Consider the following 18,945-nt stretch of genomic DNA (forward strand, 5'->3'; position numbering starts at 1 on the left):
AACACATAGGCTACATATTAATGGGAGGTAAAAAGTAAATGAGTAAAATTATTGGTATTGACTTAGGAACTACCAACTCTTGTGTATCCGTATTAGAAGGCGGAGAACCAAAAGTTATTCCAAATCCAGAAGGTAATAGAACAACTCCATCTGTTGTTGCATTTAAAAACGGAGAACGTCAAGTTGGGGAAGTAGCAAAACGCCAGGCTATCACAAACCTGAATACGATCAGCTCCATCAAACGCCATATGGGTACAGATTACTCAGTAAATATCGAAGGAAAAGATTACTCTCCACAAGAAGTATCTGCGATTATTCTTCAATATTTAAAATCCTATGCTGAAGAATACCTGGGAGAAAAAGTAACAAAAGCTGTTATTACAGTACCTGCTTACTTTAATGATGCTGAACGTCAAGCAACTAAAGATGCTGGCCGTATTGCTGGTTTAGAAGTAGAACGTATTATTAACGAACCAACTGCTGCTGCATTAGCGTATGGTTTGGATAAAACTGAAGAAGATCAAAAAATCCTTGTATTCGACCTTGGTGGCGGTACATTTGACGTATCCATCCTTGAGTTAGGTGACGGTGTATTCGAAGTACGCTCTACTGCTGGTGACGCACGTCTTGGTGGAGATGACTTCGATAACGCAGTAATGGAATATTTAATCGAAGAATTCCGCAAAGAAAACGGAATCGATCTATCTAAAGATAAAATGGCTCTTCAACGTTTGAAAGACGCTGCTGAAAAAGCGAAAAAAGATTTGTCTGGTGTAACATCTACACAAATTTCCTTGCCGTTCATCACTGCGGGTGAAGCTGGTCCATTGCACATGGATTTAACATTAACACGCGCGAAATTCGATGAAATCACTGCTTCTTTAGTAGAAAGAACAATGGGACCTACTCGCCAGGCTCTTCGTGATGCAGGCTTGTCTCCAGCTGAGATTGATAAAGTTATCTTAGTTGGTGGTTCTACTCGTATTCCTGCTGTTCAGGAAGCAATTAAAAAAGAAACTGGTAAAGAGCCTCATAAAGGGGTAAACCCTGATGAAGTTGTTGCTATGGGTGCAGCAATCCAAGGTGGAGTTATCTCCGGAGACGTTAAAGATGTTGTATTACTTGATGTAACTTCTTTATCTCTTGGTATTGAAACAATGGGTGGAGTATTTACTCGTTTAATCGACCGTAATACAACAATCCCAACTAGCAAATCTCAAATCTTCTCTACAGCAGCTGATAACCAAACAGCAGTAGATATCCATGTTCTTCAAGGAGAACGTCAAATGGCAGCAGATAACAAAACACTTGGTCGCTTCCAATTGACTGATATTCCACCGGCACCACGCGGAATCCCGCAAATTGAAGTAACGTTCGATATTGATAATAACGGTATCGTTAATGTACGTGCAAAAGATCTTGGTACAAATAAAGAGCAGGCGATTACGATTCAATCAGCTACAAGCTTAAGCGATGAAGAAATCGATCGCATGGTTAAAGAAGCGGAAGAAAATGCAGAAGCAGATAAAAAACGTAAGGAAGAAGCTGAATTACGTAACGAATCTGATGCTTTAGTATTCCAAACAGAAAAAACATTAAAAGATCTTGAAGGTAAAGTAGAAGAAGCTGAAGTTCAAAAAGCAACAGAAGCTAAAGATGCTTTAAAAGCAGCAATTGAGAAGAATGATCTTGCTGAAATGAAAGAGAAAAAAGAAGCATTGCAGGAAATTGTGCAAGCTCTTAGCGTGAAACTTTATGAGCAAGCTGCTCAAGCTGCGCAACAACAACCAGGTCAAGATGGTGCGGGCAAGGCTGATGATGTCGTAGATGCAGAATTTACTGAAGTTGACGACGACAAAAAATAATGATTGAACGTAAAAAGTCAAAGTCAGGATCTCCTTGACTTTGGCTTTTTTTAACAGATTGGACATTTTCTGTTTATATTGCGCCGCAGCTTAGTCAAGTGGTACAATGATTTTTATGTGAAACGACGGATTAAATAGAATCAGGAGTGTGAGGAATGAGCAAACGGGATTATTATGAGGTGTTGGGGGTTGGCAAAAATGCCTCGAAGGATGAGATAAAAAAAGCATATCGCCGCCTTTCCAAGCAATATCATCCTGACCTCAATAAAGCAGCAGATGCTACGGAAAAATTTAAAGAGATCCAGGAAGCTTATGAAGTGTTAAGCGATGATCAAAAGAAAGCAAGATACGATCAATTTGGCCACGAAGATCCAACACAGGGATTTGGTGGAGGCGGAGCTGGTTTCGAAGGCTTCGGTGGCTTTGAAGATATATTCAATTCTTTCTTTGGCGGAGGGGGAAGAAGAGATCCAAATGCTCCCCGTCAAGGTGCAGACCTGCAATATACAATGACATTATCATTTGATGAAGCTGTATTTGGTACAGAAACGACCATTGAAATACCGAAAGAGGAAGAGTGTGATACATGTAAAGGGTCAGGAGCAAAACCTGGCACAAAGCCGGAAACATGTTCTCATTGTAATGGTACAGGCCAATTAAATGTAGAACAAAATACTCCATTCGGACGAATTGTAAACCGCAGAGTATGTCAACATTGCAGTGGTACAGGAAAAATTATTAAGCAGAAATGTGCTACCTGTCATGGTAAAGGTTCTGTGAAAAAACGGAATAAAATTCAAATCAAAGTACCTGCAGGTGTTGATGATGGTCAACAATTGCGTGTTCCTGGTAAAGGTGAGCCGGGTATTAATGGTGGCCCTCCGGGAGACTTGTTTGTTGTCTTCCAAATCAGACCGCATGAATTCTTTGAGCGTGATGGTGACGATATTTACTGTGAAATGCCTATTACCTTTGCACAGGCTGCATTGGGTGATGAAATCGAAGTTCCAACCATGCATGGTAAAGTGAAACTGAAAGTTCCGGCTGGAACACAAACAGGTACTCGCTTCCGCTTAAAAGGAAAAGGTGTTCCTAACGTTAGAGGATATGGTCAAGGTGATCAGCACATCCGTATTTTAGTTGTAACGCCAACAAAATTATCCGATAAACAAAAAGAATTAATTCGCGAATTCGCTGAAATCAGTGGTCATGGACAATTAGATGAACATGATGAAGGTTTTTTTGCGAAAGTTAAAAGAGCAATAAAAGGTGAATAAACAGGTAGGAGTTGGTAGAAAATGAAATGGTCCGAATTATGTATTCATACAACGAATGAAGCGATCGAACCAATATCGAATATATTACATGAGGCTGGTGCAAGCGGGGTAGTGATTGAAGATCCGCTTGAATTGGTTCGTGAAAGGGAGAATGTATTCGGAGAAATCTATCAACTTAATCCTGCTGATTTTCCTGAAGAAGGCGTACTTATTAAAGCTTATCTCCCTGTCACAAGTTTCCTTGGTGACACAGTAGATGGCATTAAGGACCTTATCAATAATCTAATAAAATATGATATCGATCTAGGTCATAATAAAGTAACCATCAGTGAGGTTAATGAGGAAGAATGGTCTACTGCATGGAAAAAGTATTACCATCCAGTAAAGATTTCGGAACAAGTCACAATCGTTCCGACGTGGGAGGAATACACTCCGGTTCATACAGATGAAAAAATTATTGAATTGGATCCAGGCATGGCATTCGGTACAGGTACACATCCTACAACTGTACTTTGTATTCAAGCACTTGAGAAGACAGTCAAACCTGGGATGAAGGTCATTGATGTAGGGACTGGTTCAGGGGTACTTACAATCACTGCTGCAAAATTTGGTGCTGAGTCCATTTTAGCGCTTGATTTGGATGAGGTAGCTGTGAACAGTGCCAGGGTGAATTGTAAATTAAATAAGGTCCATGATAAAGTTACAATTAAACAAAATGACCTTTTAAAAGGAATTGAATTTGAAGCAGATATAGTGGTAGCCAATATATTGGCTGAAATTATTGTACGTTGTACAGAAGATGTAGCGAGAGTGCTTAAACCAGGCGGAACCTTTATATCTTCCGGCATCATCCAGCAAAAACGCCGGGAAGTTGAAGAAGCTATTCAGAAATCCGGACTTGTAATTGAGGATGTCATGACAATGGAAGACTGGGTCTCTATTACAGCTCGTAAATTATAAGTCTTACTTGATTTAAGAGAAATCACCACTTCAGGTGGGTGTTTAGAGTATAGTGGGAGCTCAAACTCCCACTATACTTAAGTTAAGGACTAAACGCGGAAGGCAGGAATTTCGTAAGGGATTATTAGGCAGACGCCTAAACGTTTTTCCGCCGCAATAATGCTATAGTCGTTATTGATTTTAAGGATAGAAAGGTGCAGGCCATGCAGAGATATTTTATTGAGAAATTAGATAATCAATTTGAAGTGACGATAACCGGAGATGATTTTCACCATATGACCCGGGTCATGCGAATGAATCCAGGTGATACATTTTATGGGGTTATTGATAAAAAAACGGCGATCGTCAAAATTGAATCCATTCAAGATAAAGCTCTGACTGGCCGCATTATTGATTGGATAGAAGGAACAAAAGAACTGCCCATTCAAGTAACTATTGTGAACGGTTTGCCTAAAGGGGATAAACTAGAATTGATTATCCAAAAAGGGACAGAATTGGGTGCAAATACCTTTATCCCTTTTAATGCAACTCGTTCTATTGTAAAATGGGATTCTAAAAAGGCTGCAAAGAAAACAGAACGGCTTCGGAAAATAGCGAAGGAAGCTGCAGAACAATCCCATCGGACTGAAATACCAAGTGTTTACGATCCTGTAGATATTCGCAGATTGTTAGATCTTGCTGAAAGCTATGATTATAAGCTGGTTGCTTATGAAGAAGACGCTAAGCAAGGGGAATCTTCGCAATTGGCGAAAACAATTAGAGGGATGGTACCAGGGCAGTCTCTTTTAATGGTATTTGGCCCTGAAGGCGGCTTAGATACCGCGGAAGTGAACCAACTTTTAGAAAATGGCTTTCAAACATGCAGTCTTGGACCGCGTATTTTACGTACAGAGACTGCTCCTTTATACGCATTGTCAGCAATATCATATCAATTAGAATTAGCGAGGTGAAGGGAATGGCAACTGTAGCGTTCCATACATTAGGATGTAAAGTGAATCATTATGAGACAGAAGCGATATGGCAGCTGTTTCAAGCTTCAGGATATGAAAGAGTCGATTTTGAACAACGCTCGGATGTTTATGTAATTAATACATGTACTGTTACAAATACAGGAGATAAAAAAAGCCGGCAGATTATTCGCAGGGCCGTACGTAAGAATCCTGATGCTGTTATTTGTGTAACGGGATGTTATGCACAAACTTCACCGGCAGAAATCATGGCAATTCCAGGAGTGGACATAGTTGTCGGAACACAGGACCGTGATAAATTAATAGGTTATATCGATACGTATTTAACTGAAAGACAGCCTATTAATGGCGTAAGAAATATCATGAAAACGAGAGTTTATGAAGAAATGGATGTACCTGCTTTTACAGATCGTACGCGTGCGTCACTGAAAATTCAGGAAGGATGTAATAACTTCTGTACATTCTGTATTATTCCTTGGGCTCGCGGATTGCTGCGCTCCCGTGATCCTCAGGAAGTTATTCGCCAAGCTCAGCAGCTTGTCGCAGCGGGCTATAAAGAAATTGTCCTGACAGGTATTCATACAGGTGGTTATGGTGAAGACTTGAAGGATTATAATCTCGCTATGCTATTGAGAGAACTCGATCAAAAAGTGGCAGGATTGAAACGAATTCGTATTTCATCCATTGAAGCCTCTCAAATAACAGATGAAGTGATTGAAGTATTACGTGAGTCTGATAAAGTAGTGCCTCACTTGCATATTCCGATACAATCAGCTTCTAATACGGTCCTTAAACGTATGCGCCGTAAGTATTCTACTGAATTCTTTGCAGAAAGACTGGAAAGATTGCGTGAAGTACTTCCTGACTTAGCGGTGACATCAGATGTGATTGTTGGGTTCCCTGGTGAAACAGAGGAAGAGTTTATGGAAACATATAATTTCATTAAAGATCATCGTTTCTCTGAACTGCATGTATTCCCTTATTCTAAACGTACTGGTACGCCGGCTGCCCGCATGGAAGATCAAGTGGATGAGGATGTTAAAAACGATCGAGTGCATCGCTTGATTTCACTATCTGAGCAGATTGCGAAAGAATATGCTTCCAGCTATGAAAATGAAGTTCTCGAAGTAATTCCTGAGGAACTATATGAGGATGGAGAGACAAAAGGACTATATCAAGGGTATTCCGATAACTATTTGAAAGTCGTGTTCCCTGCAACGGAAGATATGGTTGGAAAGATTGTAAAAGTAAAAATTACAAAAGCCGGATATCCATACAATGAAGGACAATTTGTCCGTGTGATGGATGATATGGTTGAACAAGCTGTTGTTGTTAATTCATAATATTGGGCAGTGGGGCTGGTGCAGATCGCATCAGCCCGTTTCTATTTTTTTAAAATGAGGTATATATAGATAGAAAGAGTGGAGAGTTTAAATCTGTATTATCTAAATCATTCAATTAACCTACACGATTATAGGAATAACAGTTGACCTTGAACGACACATATATTATAATTTGAAGGTACATGGTTTCCTTCTATGTGTAGGAAATTAGAGTTGTTGTGCTCGGAGGGAGGGAAAGAGATGTCTAAAACAGTCGTTAAGAAAAACGAATCGCTTGAAGATGCTCTTCGACGCTTCAAACGCACAGTTTCCAAGCAAGGTACTATGCAGGAAGTAAGAAAGCGCGAATTCTATGAAAAACCTAGTGTAAAACGTAAGAAAAAGTCTGAAGCTGCGAGAAAACGCAAGTTCTAAAAGAGGTGCCCTTAAATGAGTCTTGTTGAGCGTTTAAACAGCGATATGAAACAAGCTATGAAGAACAGAGAAAAAGACAAGCTCTCCGTCATCCGAATGGTGAAGGCTTCTCTTCAAAATGAAGGAATAAAGCTTGGTAAACAAGAATTATCCGAAGATGAAGAGTTAACCGTACTTTCTCGCGAATTAAAGCAACGCAAAGACTCCCTCCAGGAATTTGATAAAGCAGGACGCCAAGATTTGGTCGAAAAGCTTCAATCAGAAATCGAGATTGTCGAGGCATATTTGCCACAGCAATTATCCGAGGATGAGTTAAATGCGATTGTTACTCAAGCGATTGCCGAGACGAATGCCACTTCCAAGGCTGACATGGGCAAAGTAATGTCTGCTGTCATGCCAAAAGTGAAGGGTAAAGCTGATGGATCTTTAGTCAATAAACTTGTACTGCAAAATCTTACAAAATAAGACGTTTAAAACCCGCAAATTTAATTTGCGGGTTTTTTATATCCCGTAAATTAATTATATGATGAATATCTAAGTATTGTGAAACTTATCCATGCAAATAACGTATAATGAATTAAGACGTCAAAAATGGAGAAGAAAGGAGGGGTTAATAGGTATGAGGAAAAGATGGTGGTCAGTTATGATCATCTTTGCATTTTTTTTAATTGGAATTGCAGGTCCACCGTCAGGAAATGCGAATGCTGATAAAGTATACATAGTCCCTTTGCAAGATGAGGTTGAAAAAGGTCTATCTAACTTTCTGAAAAGAGCGATAGCAACCGCTGAGAAGGATGGGGCAGAAGCGATTATATTCGATATTAATACACCTGGCGGGGCGGTAGATGCAGCAGATGAGATCGGTGAAACATTTGCAAATACTAAATTAAAAACAATAGCCTTTGTTAATAACCGAGCCCTATCTGCAGGTGCATTTATTTCTTTAAATGCAGATGAGATTTATATGGTACCCGGTGCAACGATGGGTGCAGCTGCTGTCATAACATCTGATGGAAATGCAGCTGATAAAAAAGCACAATCCTATTGGCTTGCAAATATGCAAAAGGCTGCTGAATCAAGTGGAAGAGATCCGTTATACGCTAAAGCAATGGCTGATGAGGATATTGATTTGCCAGATTATGGAGCGAAAAAAGGAGAGCTGCTTACGCTCACAGCAAGCCAGGCTGTAAAGGTCGGTTATAGTGAAGGTACAGTTGAAAATCAAAAGGAATTATTAAAAACGCTGGGATATGAAAAAGCTGAATTAATTCAATTTGGTGAAAGCTTTGCTGATAAAGTAGCCCGTTTCCTTACGAATCCGATTGTAATTCCTATTCTATTGTCGATTGGTACAATAGGTCTTGTCGTTGAGCTTTATTCACCTGGTTTTGGCTTACCTGGGTTTGCCGGTATTACGTCTCTGTTATTGTTTTTTTATGGACATATGGTATCAGGTCTGGCTGGATATGAACCGTTAATTTTATTTATAGTTGGAATAGCGTTCCTGTTACTGGAATTATTCCTTCCTGGCGGTATTGTAGGAATTATTGGTTTTATGGCAATTATAGCAAGCTTCTTTCTTGCTGCGGGGGATGTGGAGCATATGGCAATCGCAATATTAATTGCATTGATTGCAGGATTTATAGCAAGTGTGATATTAATTAAAGTATTTGGAAAGAAAATGACAGCCTTTAATAGGATTATACTCACAGATTCTACGAATACGGAGAGTGGATATGTTTCTAATATTAATCGTCATGATTTAGTTGGAAAAGTAGGTATTCTTGTCACTGACCTGCGTCCTTCTGGAACACTCTCGCTTGAAGGGGAAAGAATTGACGTGGTAAGTGAAGGTAGTTTTGTAACGAAGGGAACGCATGTCAAAGTAATTAAAACAGAAGGTTCCCGTATAGTAGTACGACCATTAGATTCATAATAATTAGAAGTATGAAGGGAGTTATAAACAAATGGTATTAACATCAGCATCTATTTTTGCTCTTGTGGGCATTGCTTTAGTTATCATTTTATTGGCAGTACTATTCACTTTTGTACCGGTTATGCTTTGGATTTCAGCGATCGCTTCCGGAGTGAGAGTAAGCATCTTTACATTGGTTGGGATGAGATTGCGTCGAGTATCTCCAAGCCGTGTTATCAATCCTTTAATTAAAGCGTCAAAAGCAGGTCTAAATGTAACAACGAATCAACTGGAAAGTCATTATCTAGCCGGTGGTAATGTAGATCGGGTTGTTAATGCACTAATTGCGGCTCATCGTGCCAATATTGATTTGACATTTGAACGTTGTGCAGCGATTGACCTTGCAGGACGTGACGTGCTGGAAGCTGTACAAATGAGTGTTAACCCTAAAGTCATAGAAACGCCGTTTATTGCGGGTGTTGCTATTAATGGGATTGAGGTTAAAGCAAAGGCTAGAATCACTGTACGTGCCAATATTGAGCGTTTGGTTGGGGGTGCAGGTGAAGAGACTGTTATCGCGAGGGTTGGTGAGGGTGTAATCTCGACCATTGGTTCCAGTGAAAGTCATACAACTGTGTTGGAAAATCCGGAACGTATCTCTCAAACTGTCTTAAGTAAAGGTCTGGATGCCGGAACAGCATTTGAGATTTTATCTATTGATATAGCTGATGTGGATATCGGCAAAAATATTGGTGCAGAGCTGCAAACAGAACAAGCAGAAGCAGATAAAAAAATTGCGCAAGCAAAAGCTGAAGAGCGCCGTGCTATGGCGATTGCACAAGAACAAGAGATGAAAGCAAGAGTAGAAGAAATGCGTGCAAAAGTTGTTGAGTCAGAAGCTGAAGTACCGCTTGCAATGGCTCATGCTTTCAAAGCGGGGAATATGGGCGTTATGGATTATATGAACTATCAAAACCTTGCATCTGATACTCAAATGAGAGAATCCATAAGCAAAGCCAACAAAGATGATCGAAATACAGATGATGAATAATTTCCCTATCTGAATGCTGGGAAAGGAGGTCCTGCCCATGAGTTTGGGAGCTATATGGGATAATCCCATTATCCTGTTTTTGATTATAACTTTAATAAGCTGGTTCTTTCAAAGGGATAAAGGTACAGAGAAGCCTGATGAAACGCAAAATAGAAAATATACATCTCCTCCAATAAACAAAAGTGAACCTGTTAAGGGACAATCACAGCCTATTGGTGGGAAACAGGATGATGATATCCGGAAAAAAATTCAGGAACGCGAAAGAGAGATTAAAAAGAAATTAAGCGGGCATCCTGATTTGCAAAGAGAAGCGACCTCTCTAGCTCAAACAATAAAGGAGCAGTATGAGGCTCAGAAAAAGAAAGTAATGCAAGCTGAAAAGCCGGTTGTTATAAAAGAAACCCCGGTTGATGTAAGTGTCCCGAGGGAATTCAAGCCAATAGTTCAAAAAGCAGTAAAACAAGCAACAGAAAGACATGTCAAGCCTTCTAAACAGGGATTTGATGTACGGAACATCAACCTGCAGGAAGCTTTTGTTATGTCAGAAATATTGGGTCCTCCCCGTTCAAAAAGGAAACAGATCAGATAAGAGTTCTATAGTGAATGCAGGCAGAAACTTTTTGAAGTTTTTGTCTGCATTTTTTATCATTACAAATGATTTAATAGGATTATATAGAACAACGCAGAGAGTTTGGTACTCTCTGCGTTTTGTTATTCTATTAATATGAAAAATCAAGGGACTTAGCTATCTGATTTTACTTTGTTTGATTAGGCCAAAAATGATTGGGATAGCACAACTTACTGTTAATATTGGTAAGAACCAGACTCCGAGTCCTCCACCCCATTCTAGTGCTATTGAAACGGATTCAATTATGATTAATGTAAAAATAATGAGACAAATGGCTTTTAATTGATTTATCATTTTTCTGCTATTTAAATAAAATTCTTTAGCATTCTCTTTGTTTAATCGTTGAGGATAATTATGTGATTGGGGGAATTTTTCAATAAATTGCATCAATATAGCAAGAAATGCACCTATAATAGGCAAAATAAGAAGTACTTGCTTTGAATCCCAACGGTCAACTTCGCCTTGAGCATTAAAATGAGCTGGTACTTTATCCGGAAGTTCACCCCAAATATAGATTAAAAAAAGTAAAGATCCAATATAACATGAATAACCAATAGTATCCCATATCCTCTCACTTTTTGTTTTCGGTATGTGTATTTTAGGTCTTGCATTAGATTTTGGCATTCCGGTCAGCTCCTTTAATTACCCTCAATTATATAGTTGAAAGTCCACTTTTACATGATTTAGGTTATTTGATTGAATAGTATGAATTAACTTTCACAAAATATTTTAACATTTAATCCTAATTCTTCCTATGGTAATTGGTCATAGATTTTACTTGATTGATTTAAACAGATGAAACCTGACCAATCAAACTCTACAACACTATTTGTTAATCAAGTAAACGTTAGAATGTACATCGGATTATAAATGATAACAACGTTTTCTCTCCGTCAGATTATTGATAATGGAACGTTTTAATTAAGCATTTAATGACCTCTTAACGAATAAGTATGATTATGAGGTGATTTTACAGAACAGCCTGTAATGATTACGAAGATATTAACCGGCGGAAAGGGAGGTTTCCTTATGGCTCGTGCATGGGGGTATCGTTTAAAGAGGTGGGTCACGGCCGCAATGGACCTGCCCCAGGATATCATGATGGATTTGCCAAGGATTACGATGGTGGGTCAAATTCATATTTACATAGAGAATCATAAAGGCTTACTTACATTTTCAGACCAGGAATTAAGATTGCTGCTTAAGAACGGACAACTCCTTGTCAAAGGTCAGGCTTTTGTATTAAAAACTATTCTTCCGGAAGAAATTTTACTTGAAGGGAAAATTGATCAAGTTATATTCCTCGAAGAATAACCTAATAGGAGGTTCTTATGAAAAACCAATGGACGAATACTATTACCGGCTATATTAAAGTGAAAATAAAGGGGCAAGGTACAGAGCGATGTATAAACAGGATGCTTAAAGAGGGCATTCAAGTTTGGGATGCAAAAAATATGGGCACAGAAACAGTTGTTTTTTATATGAAGCTATCTGACATTCCTCAATTGAGGAAGGCAGTAAGAAACAGCGGCTGTAAGGTCTCTTTTTTAGAAAGAAGAGGAGGGCCTTTTTTTGCCTTAAAACTGAAAAGATACAGCGGTCTGGTGGTCGGTGTGATGCTGTTTTTTATGATCATTTTTATTCTATCTAATATGATTTGGGGGATAAAAATAGAAGGGGCCAGTCCGGCGATTGAACATCAAATCAGTAAAGAATTGGATGAAATGAATATAAAAGTCGGGAAGCTTCAGTTTGCTGTTGGGGATATGGAAGATATACAAAAGGAGCTCAGTGAACGGGTACCATCCATTACCTGGATTGGCGTACAGCTGGAAGGGACGACCTTTCATTTTCAGGTTGTTGAAAAAAAGCAGCCTAAGAAGAACTCTGCTGATTTATATGTGAATCTCATTTCCGCAAAAAAAGCGACCATTGTCCAAACGTTGGTTGAAAGAGGACAAGGCTTGGTAGAAAAGCATCAGGTTGTCAGCAAGGGGCAAATCCTGGTTAGCGGATTTATTGGTAAAGAGGATAATCAAAAATTTGTAGGAGCTAAAGGAAAGGTCATGGGAGAAGCATGGTATAAAACAAGCGTAGAGGTTCCGCTCGAAACGAATTTATATGTGTTTAATGGTGATGCTAAAAATAAATACAGTCTAAGCTTTGGTAATACTCATGTGCCGATATGGGGATTTGGTGAACATAATTTTAAAGAATATGAAGTGGAAGAGGATGAAAAAACATTTAAATTTTTGAAGTGGGAGGTTCCTGTTGCCTTTCATAAGAAGACATATCGCAGTAAAGAAAAGGTGACACGAGTCTATACAAAAACTGAGGCGGAGAAGCAGGCGATGAATATGGGGAAAAAGGATGTTCTGAAGAATGCTCCCGATGATGCAACCATAATGAATGAAAAAATTTTGAAAAACCAGCTTGACAATGGTAAAGTTAAAATGACTATACATTATCAAGTTTTAGAAAATATTGCAATCGGACAACCGATGATTCAAGGAGACTAGCGAATGTCAGAGAAGTCTAAATTGATTAATTTACAATTGGAATCACCAAATGAGGCAGCAGAACTGTTTGGTGTACATGATAGCAATCTAAAGATATTGGAAAGTGAGCTTGGAGTCAGTATTGTTTCCAGGGGTGAAACAATCAGTGTGTCCGGTAATCCTGAGAATTTGGAGAAAGCGGATGAGATCCTGCAAACGCTTTTAGCCATTATACGAAAAGGGATTAAGATTGGACCTCGTGAGGTTGTTTATGCGATAAATTTATCAAATAGCGGTACATTGGAATACTTTTCTGATCTATATGATGAGGAAATTGCCAGAAGCGCTAAGGGTAAATCAATCCGTGTAAAAACATTGGGCCAGAAGGAATATATCTCTGCTATTAGAGGAAAAGATTTAGTATTTGGGATTGGTCCAGCCGGAACGGGAAAAACGTATTTAGCTGTTGTTATGGCCGTGACTGCATTGAAAAATGGACATGTTAAACGTATTATTTTAACAAGGCCGGCCGTCGAAGCAGGTGAAAGCTTGGGCTTCTTACCGGGAGATCTAAAAGAAAAAGTGGATCCATATTTACGACCTCTTTATGATGCCCTTCATGATATCTTAGGGTTAGAACAAACAACCAGACTTATTGAGCGTGGTACAATTGAAATAGCACCCTTAGCCTATATGAGGGGAAGAACGCTTGATGACGCTTTTGTGATTCTGGATGAAGCGCAAAATACAACACAGGCTCAAATGAAAATGTTCCTGACTCGACTGGGATTTGGTTCTAAAATAGTCGTTACCGGTGATACTTCACAAATAGATCTGCCACGTGGTGTCCAATCAGGGCTAAGGGCAGCTGAAAGAATATTAAAAGATGTTTCAGGCATTAAGTTTATCCACCTAGATCAAACTGATGTGGTTAGGCATCCACTTGTTGCAAAAATCATTCAGGCATATGAAAATTTTGAACCAACTCAACAGTGATAATAAAGTTAGAAACATGCCACAGAATTAACTGTGGCTTTTTTTATTATAAATTTGTTATTCTTACAATTGTAAGTGAAAGGAACAATAAAACCTGTTATTATTACAGAAAGTGTTAGAAAATTATATATAAATAAAATCCTCCGCCGGAAAGGGAAACGTATGAAATTTAAAACCATAGGCAGCTCTTTTAAAAATTGGGTATCCAAACCAGTTTCGCAGATAGGTATTCTTTTATTAATGGCGCTCATTTCCTTTATTTTTTTGTTTGATAGCGTTAAACCGGAAAAACTTAATGTTGAGCTTTACAATGTTGCTGAAACGACGATTCGGTCTCCGAAGACAATAGAAGATCCAGTCGAAACAAAAGAAAAGCAGCAAAAAGCAGTTAATAGTGTTGAGGATGTTTATACAGTTAATAAAGAATATGTGAAAAAGAGAGTCAATTTAATAAATGAAATCTATACATCGGCAGAAAGTGTGGTTAGTGCCGGTTTGAAAAATCAAGAGGTGGAGAAAGATAAGAAAAATTCGGCACAAACACTTTTGAAGCCTTCAGATTATGTATCTGATTTAAGAGGAAAATTATCTGATAATGTTAATAAAGATTTAACCGATGAAACACTGATTAATCTGTTGGGCTCGACCTTATCTGACTTATCCATTGCCAAGGATATTACGATGACCAGCATTAATGAGACCATGAAAGATGGCATAAGGGCAAATGAGGTCGAAAATGCCAAGAAGAAGGTCGAAGAGGGAATAAAATACTCTAGTCTTCCTGTGAGATTAAAATCAGCATCAGTTGATTTAGGAAGGTATGCAATTATTCAGAACGTGTTTTTTGATCCTGAATCAACAGAGAGAGCAAGGGAAAATGCAAGTGAATCCGTTGAGCCTGTCAGGATTCTTCAGGGACAGATCATTGCCGAGGAAGGATATTTAATTGACGCAGAAGTTTATCGCCAATTAAAGCTGGTTGGTCTTCTGAATAGTGAGGACTCCCTTCTTCCATATGTTGGATTGGCTGCGGTTATTGTATTAATTTTTGCTGGTGTCTATATGATGTTTGGTAATACAATCAGAAACGAAGAACATGAAGATTATCGGGATAATCTATTCATTTTCAGTATCGTCTATCTCCTGGCACTGCTATTTATGAAGATAATTCATATATTTGTAATGTTAAGCCAGGAATCAATCGCTTATTTCTTCCCCGCAGCGATGGCGGCCATGCTTGTAACAATCCTAATGAGAGAGCGCTATGCTGTGGGAATAACAATAGTCCTTTCCGTTATCGGCAGTATAATGTTTAAAGAGGAATTAGCGGGAACTGTACATGTGACGATGGGGATTTATATTCTTGTAAGCGGCATCTCGGGAATCCTTCTATTGAAACAGGGGATAGCGCGCACTAGTATATTAAGAGCAGGTATGATCAATGCAATCATTAATTTGATCGTGGTATTAGGTCTGATCTGGATTGGCGGGAGCGGTATTAATCACATTATGATTCTTGTTGCAGCGATTGCGTCAGGGGTCATCTCTGCTGTCTTTACGATTGGAATCCTTCCTTTTATTGAAACAGGATTTGGTATATTCTCTTCTATGAGGATGATTGAATTATCAAATCCGAATCATCCGCTTTTACGAAAAATATTAACGGAGGCTCCCGGTACCTATCATCATAGTGTGATGGTTGCAAACCTTGCTGAGGCCGCTTGTGAAGCGATTGGAGCCAATGGGTTGCTTGCAAGGGTTGGATGTTACTATCATGATATAGGGAAAACGAAGAGACCTTATTATTTTATTGAGAATCAGGTCAATATTGAAAATCCTCATGATCATCTGTCACCGGAGAAAAGTACAAAAATTATAGTTTCCCATGTGACTGATGGGGCTGAAATGGTGAAAAAATATAAGATGCCGAAAGAGATTGTCGATATTGTTGAGCAGCATCACGGGACAACCCTGCTAAAGTTCTTTTACCACAAAGCATGTGAAGCAGGGGGCGAGGTTAAGGATGAAAACTTCAGATATCCAGGGCCGAAAGCGCAAACGAAGGAAGCAGCTATTATTGGGATAGCGGATAGTGTAGAAGCAGCTGTACGATCCTTGAAGTCTCCTACGCAGGCTACAATCGAAAAGCTTGTAAAGTCCATAATTGCTGATAGACTAAATGATGGACAGTTGAATGAATGCGATTTAACGTTTAAGGAATTGAATAAAGTAAGTCAATCTTTATGTGAAACGTTAGCGGGCATATTTCATAACCGCATTGAATATCCAGAATTAGAAAAAGAATAGAGTAGGTGAAAGAAATGATTCTAACCATTGATATCTTAGATGAAACGGAGCAAGTAACTCCACAACAACAGGAGCTCGTCGCAAAATTGCTTGAATTTGCAGCTATGCAGGAAAAGGTGACAGAGGGCAGCGAAGTTTCTGTAACTTTTGTAAATAACGAACGTATTCATGAAATTAATAAAGAGTACCGTCAAAAAGATGCGCCAACCGATGTTATCTCATTTGCTATGGAAGAAATGGGAGAGGGAGAAATTGAGATTATCGGTGAGGACGTTCCGGCAGTCTTAGGGGATATTATTATCTCGATTGACCGTACGAAGGAACAGGCTGAAGAATATGGACATTCATATGAACGTGAACTTGGTTTTTTGGCAATCCACGGATTCCTTCACTTGCTTGGCTATGACCATATGAATGAAGAAGATGAAAAAGTAATGTTTTCAAGACAAAAAGAGTTGTTGGAACAGTATGGGCTCACAAGATAAGAAAGCATTGTACCGTTTTTTAAAAGGATTTTATTATGCCTGGCAGGGAATTCTCTATGGAGCAAAAAAAGAAGCAAATTTCAGGTTCCATTTGACTGCCGCTATAGTCGTTTGTATAGCGGCTTTTTCCTTCTCTATTACAAAAATAGAATGGTTATTTGTCCTTATAGCGATTGGTGGTATGCTGACGTTAGAGCTTATTAATTCAGCGATAGAAAAAGTGGTGGATCTGGTAACAGGAGAATATCATCCGCTTGCTAAGGCAGCAAAAGATTTAGCTGCTGGAGCTGTATTGGTATATGCTATTCTTTCGGCTATTATCGGTTTTATTATTTTTCTGCCTAGGATCTGGAGCATGCTTGTTTAATTGAAGAAGAGAAAGTAAGATATGGATAATCAAGGTTTAATTATTGAGTAAAAAGCGTGTTAAGGTATATGTACTAACCCTAATTGAAGCAGCTGTCGAAAAAGGTGACTGATTCATTGCTGTTACATGAAATGCAGCTTATTCTATATATGATTGTATAAATAAACGCATTTTTTCAATCTTTTTCTCATGGATTAACCAAATATAAAAAATTGGCGGTAACAGCTGAAAGAGAGCATCCTGTTACTTCTTGTGGGACTGAAGGTAGGCTATTTCGGATTGTGAGATAGCGTATATCGGTAATTTCAACTAACTTACAAGATGATAAAAGAGGATTCGAAAGATCAAGAGCTGTTATCCGGAGCCTTACACCGGAGGAAATGCATGACTAATCAAACTAATAAATCATTTAAATCAGGATTTGTATCTATTATTGGAAGACCAAATGTAGGTAAATCGACTTTTATCAACCGAGTTATTGGGCAAAAAATTGCCATTATGAGCGATAAACCGCAAACCACACGTAATAAAGTTCAAGGCGTATTAACAACAAATGAAAGTCAAATCATTTTTATTGATACACCGGGAATCCATAAACCAAAGCACAAGCTTGGTGATTTTATGATGAAAGTGGCTTCAACTGCATTGCAGGAAGTAGATGCCATTCTCTTTATGGTAAACGCCGAGGAGGGCTTTGGACGCGGAGAGGAATTTATTATTGAAAAGTTAAAAACATGTAAGACACCTGTTTTCCTTGTCATTAATAAAATCGACCAGATTCATCCCGATGAATTATTCAGCATCATAGATACGTATAAAGAGAAATATGACTTTGCTGAAATTGTTCCTATTTCTGCTCTTGAAGGAAATAATATTGAAACTTTATTAAAGCAAATTAATGCTTATTTACCAGAGGGACCGCAATATTATCCAGCCGATCAAATAACAGATCACCCAGAACGTTTCATTATTTCAGAGATGATTCGTGAAAAAGCATTACATTTAACAAGAGAAGAAGTCCCACATTCCCTTGCAGTAGTGATTGATAAAATTGAGCGAAAAGAAAAATCAGAGACCGTCCACATTATGGCAACAGTCATTGTAGAACGTGACTCCCAAAAAGGAATCATTATCGGGAAAAAAGGCGCGATGCTAAAAGAAATAGGACAACGCGCCCGCACCGACATCGAAAACCTACTAGGCTCCAAAGTATTCCTAGAACTATGGGTAAAAGTCCAAAAAGACTGGAGAAACAAAGCCTCCCATTTAAGGGATATTGGATTTAGAGAAGATGATTATTAAGATGCTGAGACGGCTTGGTCAGGAGCGAGGAGCATAAGACAGAGGCACGAAGGGGAAGGTTCTCCCCCGCAGTGGCTATGCTTATGTCCTGAGCTCCTAGCCGTCGAAGCTCGATTAATTAAGATGCTGAAGGGCCTTGCTCAGGAGCGACAAGCATAAGACGAATACTCGAAGGGAGGGTTTTTCTCCCGTAGGGTATTTGCTTATGACTCGAGCACTTAGGCCCTGAAGCTCGATTGCATAAAGGGCAGGACGTAGGAGCTGAATCAAGGATCAAAGACTAAGAACGCCACATCGTGTGGCAACGTCTTTGTGACCAACATCGTGTTGGCCTCCGCAGTGGCTACACTTATGTCTCGAGGAGTTAAGAGTCGAAGCTCAATTGCGTAAAAAGCAGGACGTAGGAACCGAATCAAGGATCAAAGACTAAAAACGCCACGTCCTGTGGCAACGTCTTCATGACCTACTTCCTGCAGGCTTTTACATTAAAAAATAATTTTATTCGGCAATATAGGGAAACGGAATTAGTAAATTTTTAATCACATGATTTTTTTCAGGTTGGTGAAGCT

18 protein-coding genes are annotated in these 18,945 nt (G+C 38.9%); 17 read left to right on the plus strand and 1 reads right to left on the minus strand.

What is annotated here, in order from left to right:
* The first annotated feature begins 38 nt into the window (after positions 1 to 38).
* From dnaK to AC4D4B_RS06045, 10 genes are all read left to right on the plus strand, one after another.
* A complete protein-coding gene (dnaK, locus tag AC4D4B_RS06000; RefSeq protein WP_066105268.1) occupies positions 39 to 1,865 on the plus strand; it encodes a molecular chaperone DnaK in 1,827 nt (608 codons plus the stop codon).
* A 155-nt stretch (positions 1,866 to 2,020) separates the two neighbouring features.
* Positions 2,021 to 3,142 carry a molecular chaperone DnaJ gene (gene dnaJ, locus AC4D4B_RS06005; protein ID WP_490996620.1) on the plus strand — a complete coding sequence of 374 codons (1,122 nt, stop codon included), beginning with the start codon at positions 2,021 to 2,023 and terminating at the stop codon, positions 3,140 to 3,142.
* Between the two features lie 21 nt (positions 3,143 to 3,163).
* Positions 3,164 to 4,102 (plus strand): 50S ribosomal protein L11 methyltransferase, encoded by a 939-nt coding sequence (gene prmA, locus AC4D4B_RS06010; protein WP_490999416.1) that lies wholly within the window; start codon positions 3,164 to 3,166, stop codon positions 4,100 to 4,102.
* Between the two features lie 203 nt (positions 4,103 to 4,305).
* Positions 4,306 to 5,052: a 16S rRNA (uracil(1498)-N(3))-methyltransferase gene (locus AC4D4B_RS06015; protein ID WP_490996622.1), complete on the plus strand. Its 747-nt coding sequence runs from the start codon at positions 4,306 to 4,308 to the stop codon at positions 5,050 to 5,052.
* A 5-nt stretch (positions 5,053 to 5,057) separates the two neighbouring features.
* On the plus strand, positions 5,058 to 6,413 hold the full coding sequence (gene mtaB / locus AC4D4B_RS06020) for a tRNA (N(6)-L-threonylcarbamoyladenosine(37)-C(2))-methylthiotransferase MtaB (protein WP_490996623.1): 1,356 nt from the start codon (positions 5,058 to 5,060) through the stop codon (positions 6,411 to 6,413).
* A 240-nt stretch (positions 6,414 to 6,653) separates the two neighbouring features.
* The gene (rpsU, locus tag AC4D4B_RS06025; RefSeq protein ID WP_066105253.1) at positions 6,654 to 6,827 is read left to right on the plus strand and encodes a 30S ribosomal protein S21; all 174 of its coding nucleotides are present in this window, start codon (positions 6,654 to 6,656) and stop codon (positions 6,825 to 6,827) included.
* Positions 6,828 to 6,842: 15 nt separating this feature from the next.
* A complete protein-coding gene (locus tag AC4D4B_RS06030) occupies positions 6,843 to 7,292 on the plus strand; it encodes a GatB/YqeY domain-containing protein (protein ID WP_066105252.1) in 450 nt (149 codons plus the stop codon).
* Positions 7,293 to 7,446: 154 nt separating this feature from the next.
* Positions 7,447 to 8,763: an NfeD family protein gene (locus tag AC4D4B_RS06035; RefSeq protein WP_490996624.1), complete on the plus strand. Its 1,317-nt coding sequence runs from the start codon at positions 7,447 to 7,449 to the stop codon at positions 8,761 to 8,763.
* A 31-nt stretch (positions 8,764 to 8,794) separates the two neighbouring features.
* Complete coding sequence (gene floA, locus AC4D4B_RS06040; RefSeq protein WP_490996625.1) at positions 8,795 to 9,793, plus strand: flotillin-like protein FloA; 999 nt, start codon at positions 8,795 to 8,797, stop codon at positions 9,791 to 9,793.
* A gap of 37 nt (positions 9,794 to 9,830) precedes the next feature.
* Positions 9,831 to 10,382: a YqfB family membrane protein gene (locus tag AC4D4B_RS06045; RefSeq protein WP_490996626.1), complete on the plus strand. Its 552-nt coding sequence runs from the start codon at positions 9,831 to 9,833 to the stop codon at positions 10,380 to 10,382.
* 156 nt (positions 10,383 to 10,538) lie between these two features.
* Here AC4D4B_RS06045 and AC4D4B_RS06050 read toward each other — a convergent pair whose 3' ends face one another.
* Positions 10,539 to 11,045, minus strand: a complete 507-nt coding sequence (locus AC4D4B_RS06050; RefSeq protein WP_490999417.1) for a DUF1648 domain-containing protein — start codon at positions 11,043 to 11,045, stop codon at positions 10,539 to 10,541.
* A gap of 405 nt (positions 11,046 to 11,450) precedes the next feature.
* Here AC4D4B_RS06050 and yqfC point away from each other — a divergent pair, with 405 nt between their 5' ends.
* From yqfC to era, 7 genes are all read left to right on the plus strand, one after another.
* On the plus strand, positions 11,451 to 11,735 hold the full coding sequence (gene yqfC / locus AC4D4B_RS06055) for a sporulation protein YqfC (RefSeq protein ID WP_066105239.1): 285 nt from the start codon (positions 11,451 to 11,453) through the stop codon (positions 11,733 to 11,735).
* A gap of 17 nt (positions 11,736 to 11,752) precedes the next feature.
* Entirely contained in the window at positions 11,753 to 12,940 is a 1,188-nt protein-coding gene (yqfD, locus tag AC4D4B_RS06060) for a sporulation protein YqfD (RefSeq protein WP_490999418.1), read from the plus strand.
* A gap of 3 nt (positions 12,941 to 12,943) precedes the next feature.
* Positions 12,944 to 13,915 (plus strand): PhoH family protein, encoded by a 972-nt coding sequence (locus tag AC4D4B_RS06065; RefSeq protein WP_490996629.1) that lies wholly within the window; start codon positions 12,944 to 12,946, stop codon positions 13,913 to 13,915.
* A gap of 162 nt (positions 13,916 to 14,077) precedes the next feature.
* Entirely contained in the window at positions 14,078 to 16,222 is a 2,145-nt protein-coding gene (locus AC4D4B_RS06070; RefSeq protein WP_490999419.1) for an HD family phosphohydrolase, read from the plus strand.
* Between the two features lie 14 nt (positions 16,223 to 16,236).
* Complete coding sequence (gene ybeY, locus AC4D4B_RS06075) at positions 16,237 to 16,707, plus strand: rRNA maturation RNase YbeY (RefSeq protein ID WP_490996631.1); 471 nt, start codon at positions 16,237 to 16,239, stop codon at positions 16,705 to 16,707.
* Positions 16,691 to 17,074 (plus strand): diacylglycerol kinase family protein, encoded by a 384-nt coding sequence (locus AC4D4B_RS06080; RefSeq protein WP_490999420.1) that lies wholly within the window; start codon positions 16,691 to 16,693, stop codon positions 17,072 to 17,074. Before ybeY ends, AC4D4B_RS06080 begins: the two co-directional genes overlap by 17 nt.
* 384 nt (positions 17,075 to 17,458) lie before the next feature.
* Positions 17,459 to 18,376, plus strand: a complete 918-nt coding sequence (gene era / locus AC4D4B_RS06085; protein ID WP_490999421.1) for a GTPase Era — start codon at positions 17,459 to 17,461, stop codon at positions 18,374 to 18,376.
* The last annotated feature ends 569 nt before the right edge of the window (positions 18,377 to 18,945 follow it).

It is taken from the genome of Pradoshia sp. Z6_59, from assembly GCF_058267515.1.

Coding starts and splice junctions, on each gene's coding strand:
- dnaK (WP_066105268.1), top strand. CDS start 39: ATGAGTAAAATTATTGGTATTGACTTAGGAACTACCAACTCTTGTGTA.
- dnaJ (WP_490996620.1), top strand. CDS start 2,021: ATGAGCAAACGGGATTATTATGAGGTGTTGGGGGTTGGCAAAAATGCC.
- prmA (WP_490999416.1), top strand. CDS start 3,164: ATGAAATGGTCCGAATTATGTATTCATACAACGAATGAAGCGATCGAA.
- AC4D4B_RS06015 (WP_490996622.1), top strand. CDS start 4,306: ATGCAGAGATATTTTATTGAGAAATTAGATAATCAATTTGAAGTGACG.
- mtaB (WP_490996623.1), top strand. CDS start 5,058: ATGGCAACTGTAGCGTTCCATACATTAGGATGTAAAGTGAATCATTAT.
- rpsU (WP_066105253.1), top strand. CDS start 6,654: ATGTCTAAAACAGTCGTTAAGAAAAACGAATCGCTTGAAGATGCTCTT.
- AC4D4B_RS06030 (WP_066105252.1), top strand. CDS start 6,843: ATGAGTCTTGTTGAGCGTTTAAACAGCGATATGAAACAAGCTATGAAG.
- AC4D4B_RS06035 (WP_490996624.1), top strand. CDS start 7,447: ATGAGGAAAAGATGGTGGTCAGTTATGATCATCTTTGCATTTTTTTTA.
- floA (WP_490996625.1), top strand. CDS start 8,795: ATGGTATTAACATCAGCATCTATTTTTGCTCTTGTGGGCATTGCTTTA.
- AC4D4B_RS06045 (WP_490996626.1), top strand. CDS start 9,831: ATGAGTTTGGGAGCTATATGGGATAATCCCATTATCCTGTTTTTGATT.
- AC4D4B_RS06050 (WP_490999417.1), bottom strand. CDS start 11,045: ATGCCAAAATCTAATGCAAGACCTAAAATACACATACCGAAAACAAAA.
- yqfC (WP_066105239.1), top strand. CDS start 11,451: ATGGCTCGTGCATGGGGGTATCGTTTAAAGAGGTGGGTCACGGCCGCA.
- yqfD (WP_490999418.1), top strand. CDS start 11,753: ATGAAAAACCAATGGACGAATACTATTACCGGCTATATTAAAGTGAAA.
- AC4D4B_RS06065 (WP_490996629.1), top strand. CDS start 12,944: ATGTCAGAGAAGTCTAAATTGATTAATTTACAATTGGAATCACCAAAT.
- AC4D4B_RS06070 (WP_490999419.1), top strand. CDS start 14,078: ATGAAATTTAAAACCATAGGCAGCTCTTTTAAAAATTGGGTATCCAAA.
- ybeY (WP_490996631.1), top strand. CDS start 16,237: ATGATTCTAACCATTGATATCTTAGATGAAACGGAGCAAGTAACTCCA.
- AC4D4B_RS06080 (WP_490999420.1), top strand. CDS start 16,691: ATGGGCTCACAAGATAAGAAAGCATTGTACCGTTTTTTAAAAGGATTT.
- era (WP_490999421.1), top strand. CDS start 17,459: ATGACTAATCAAACTAATAAATCATTTAAATCAGGATTTGTATCTATT.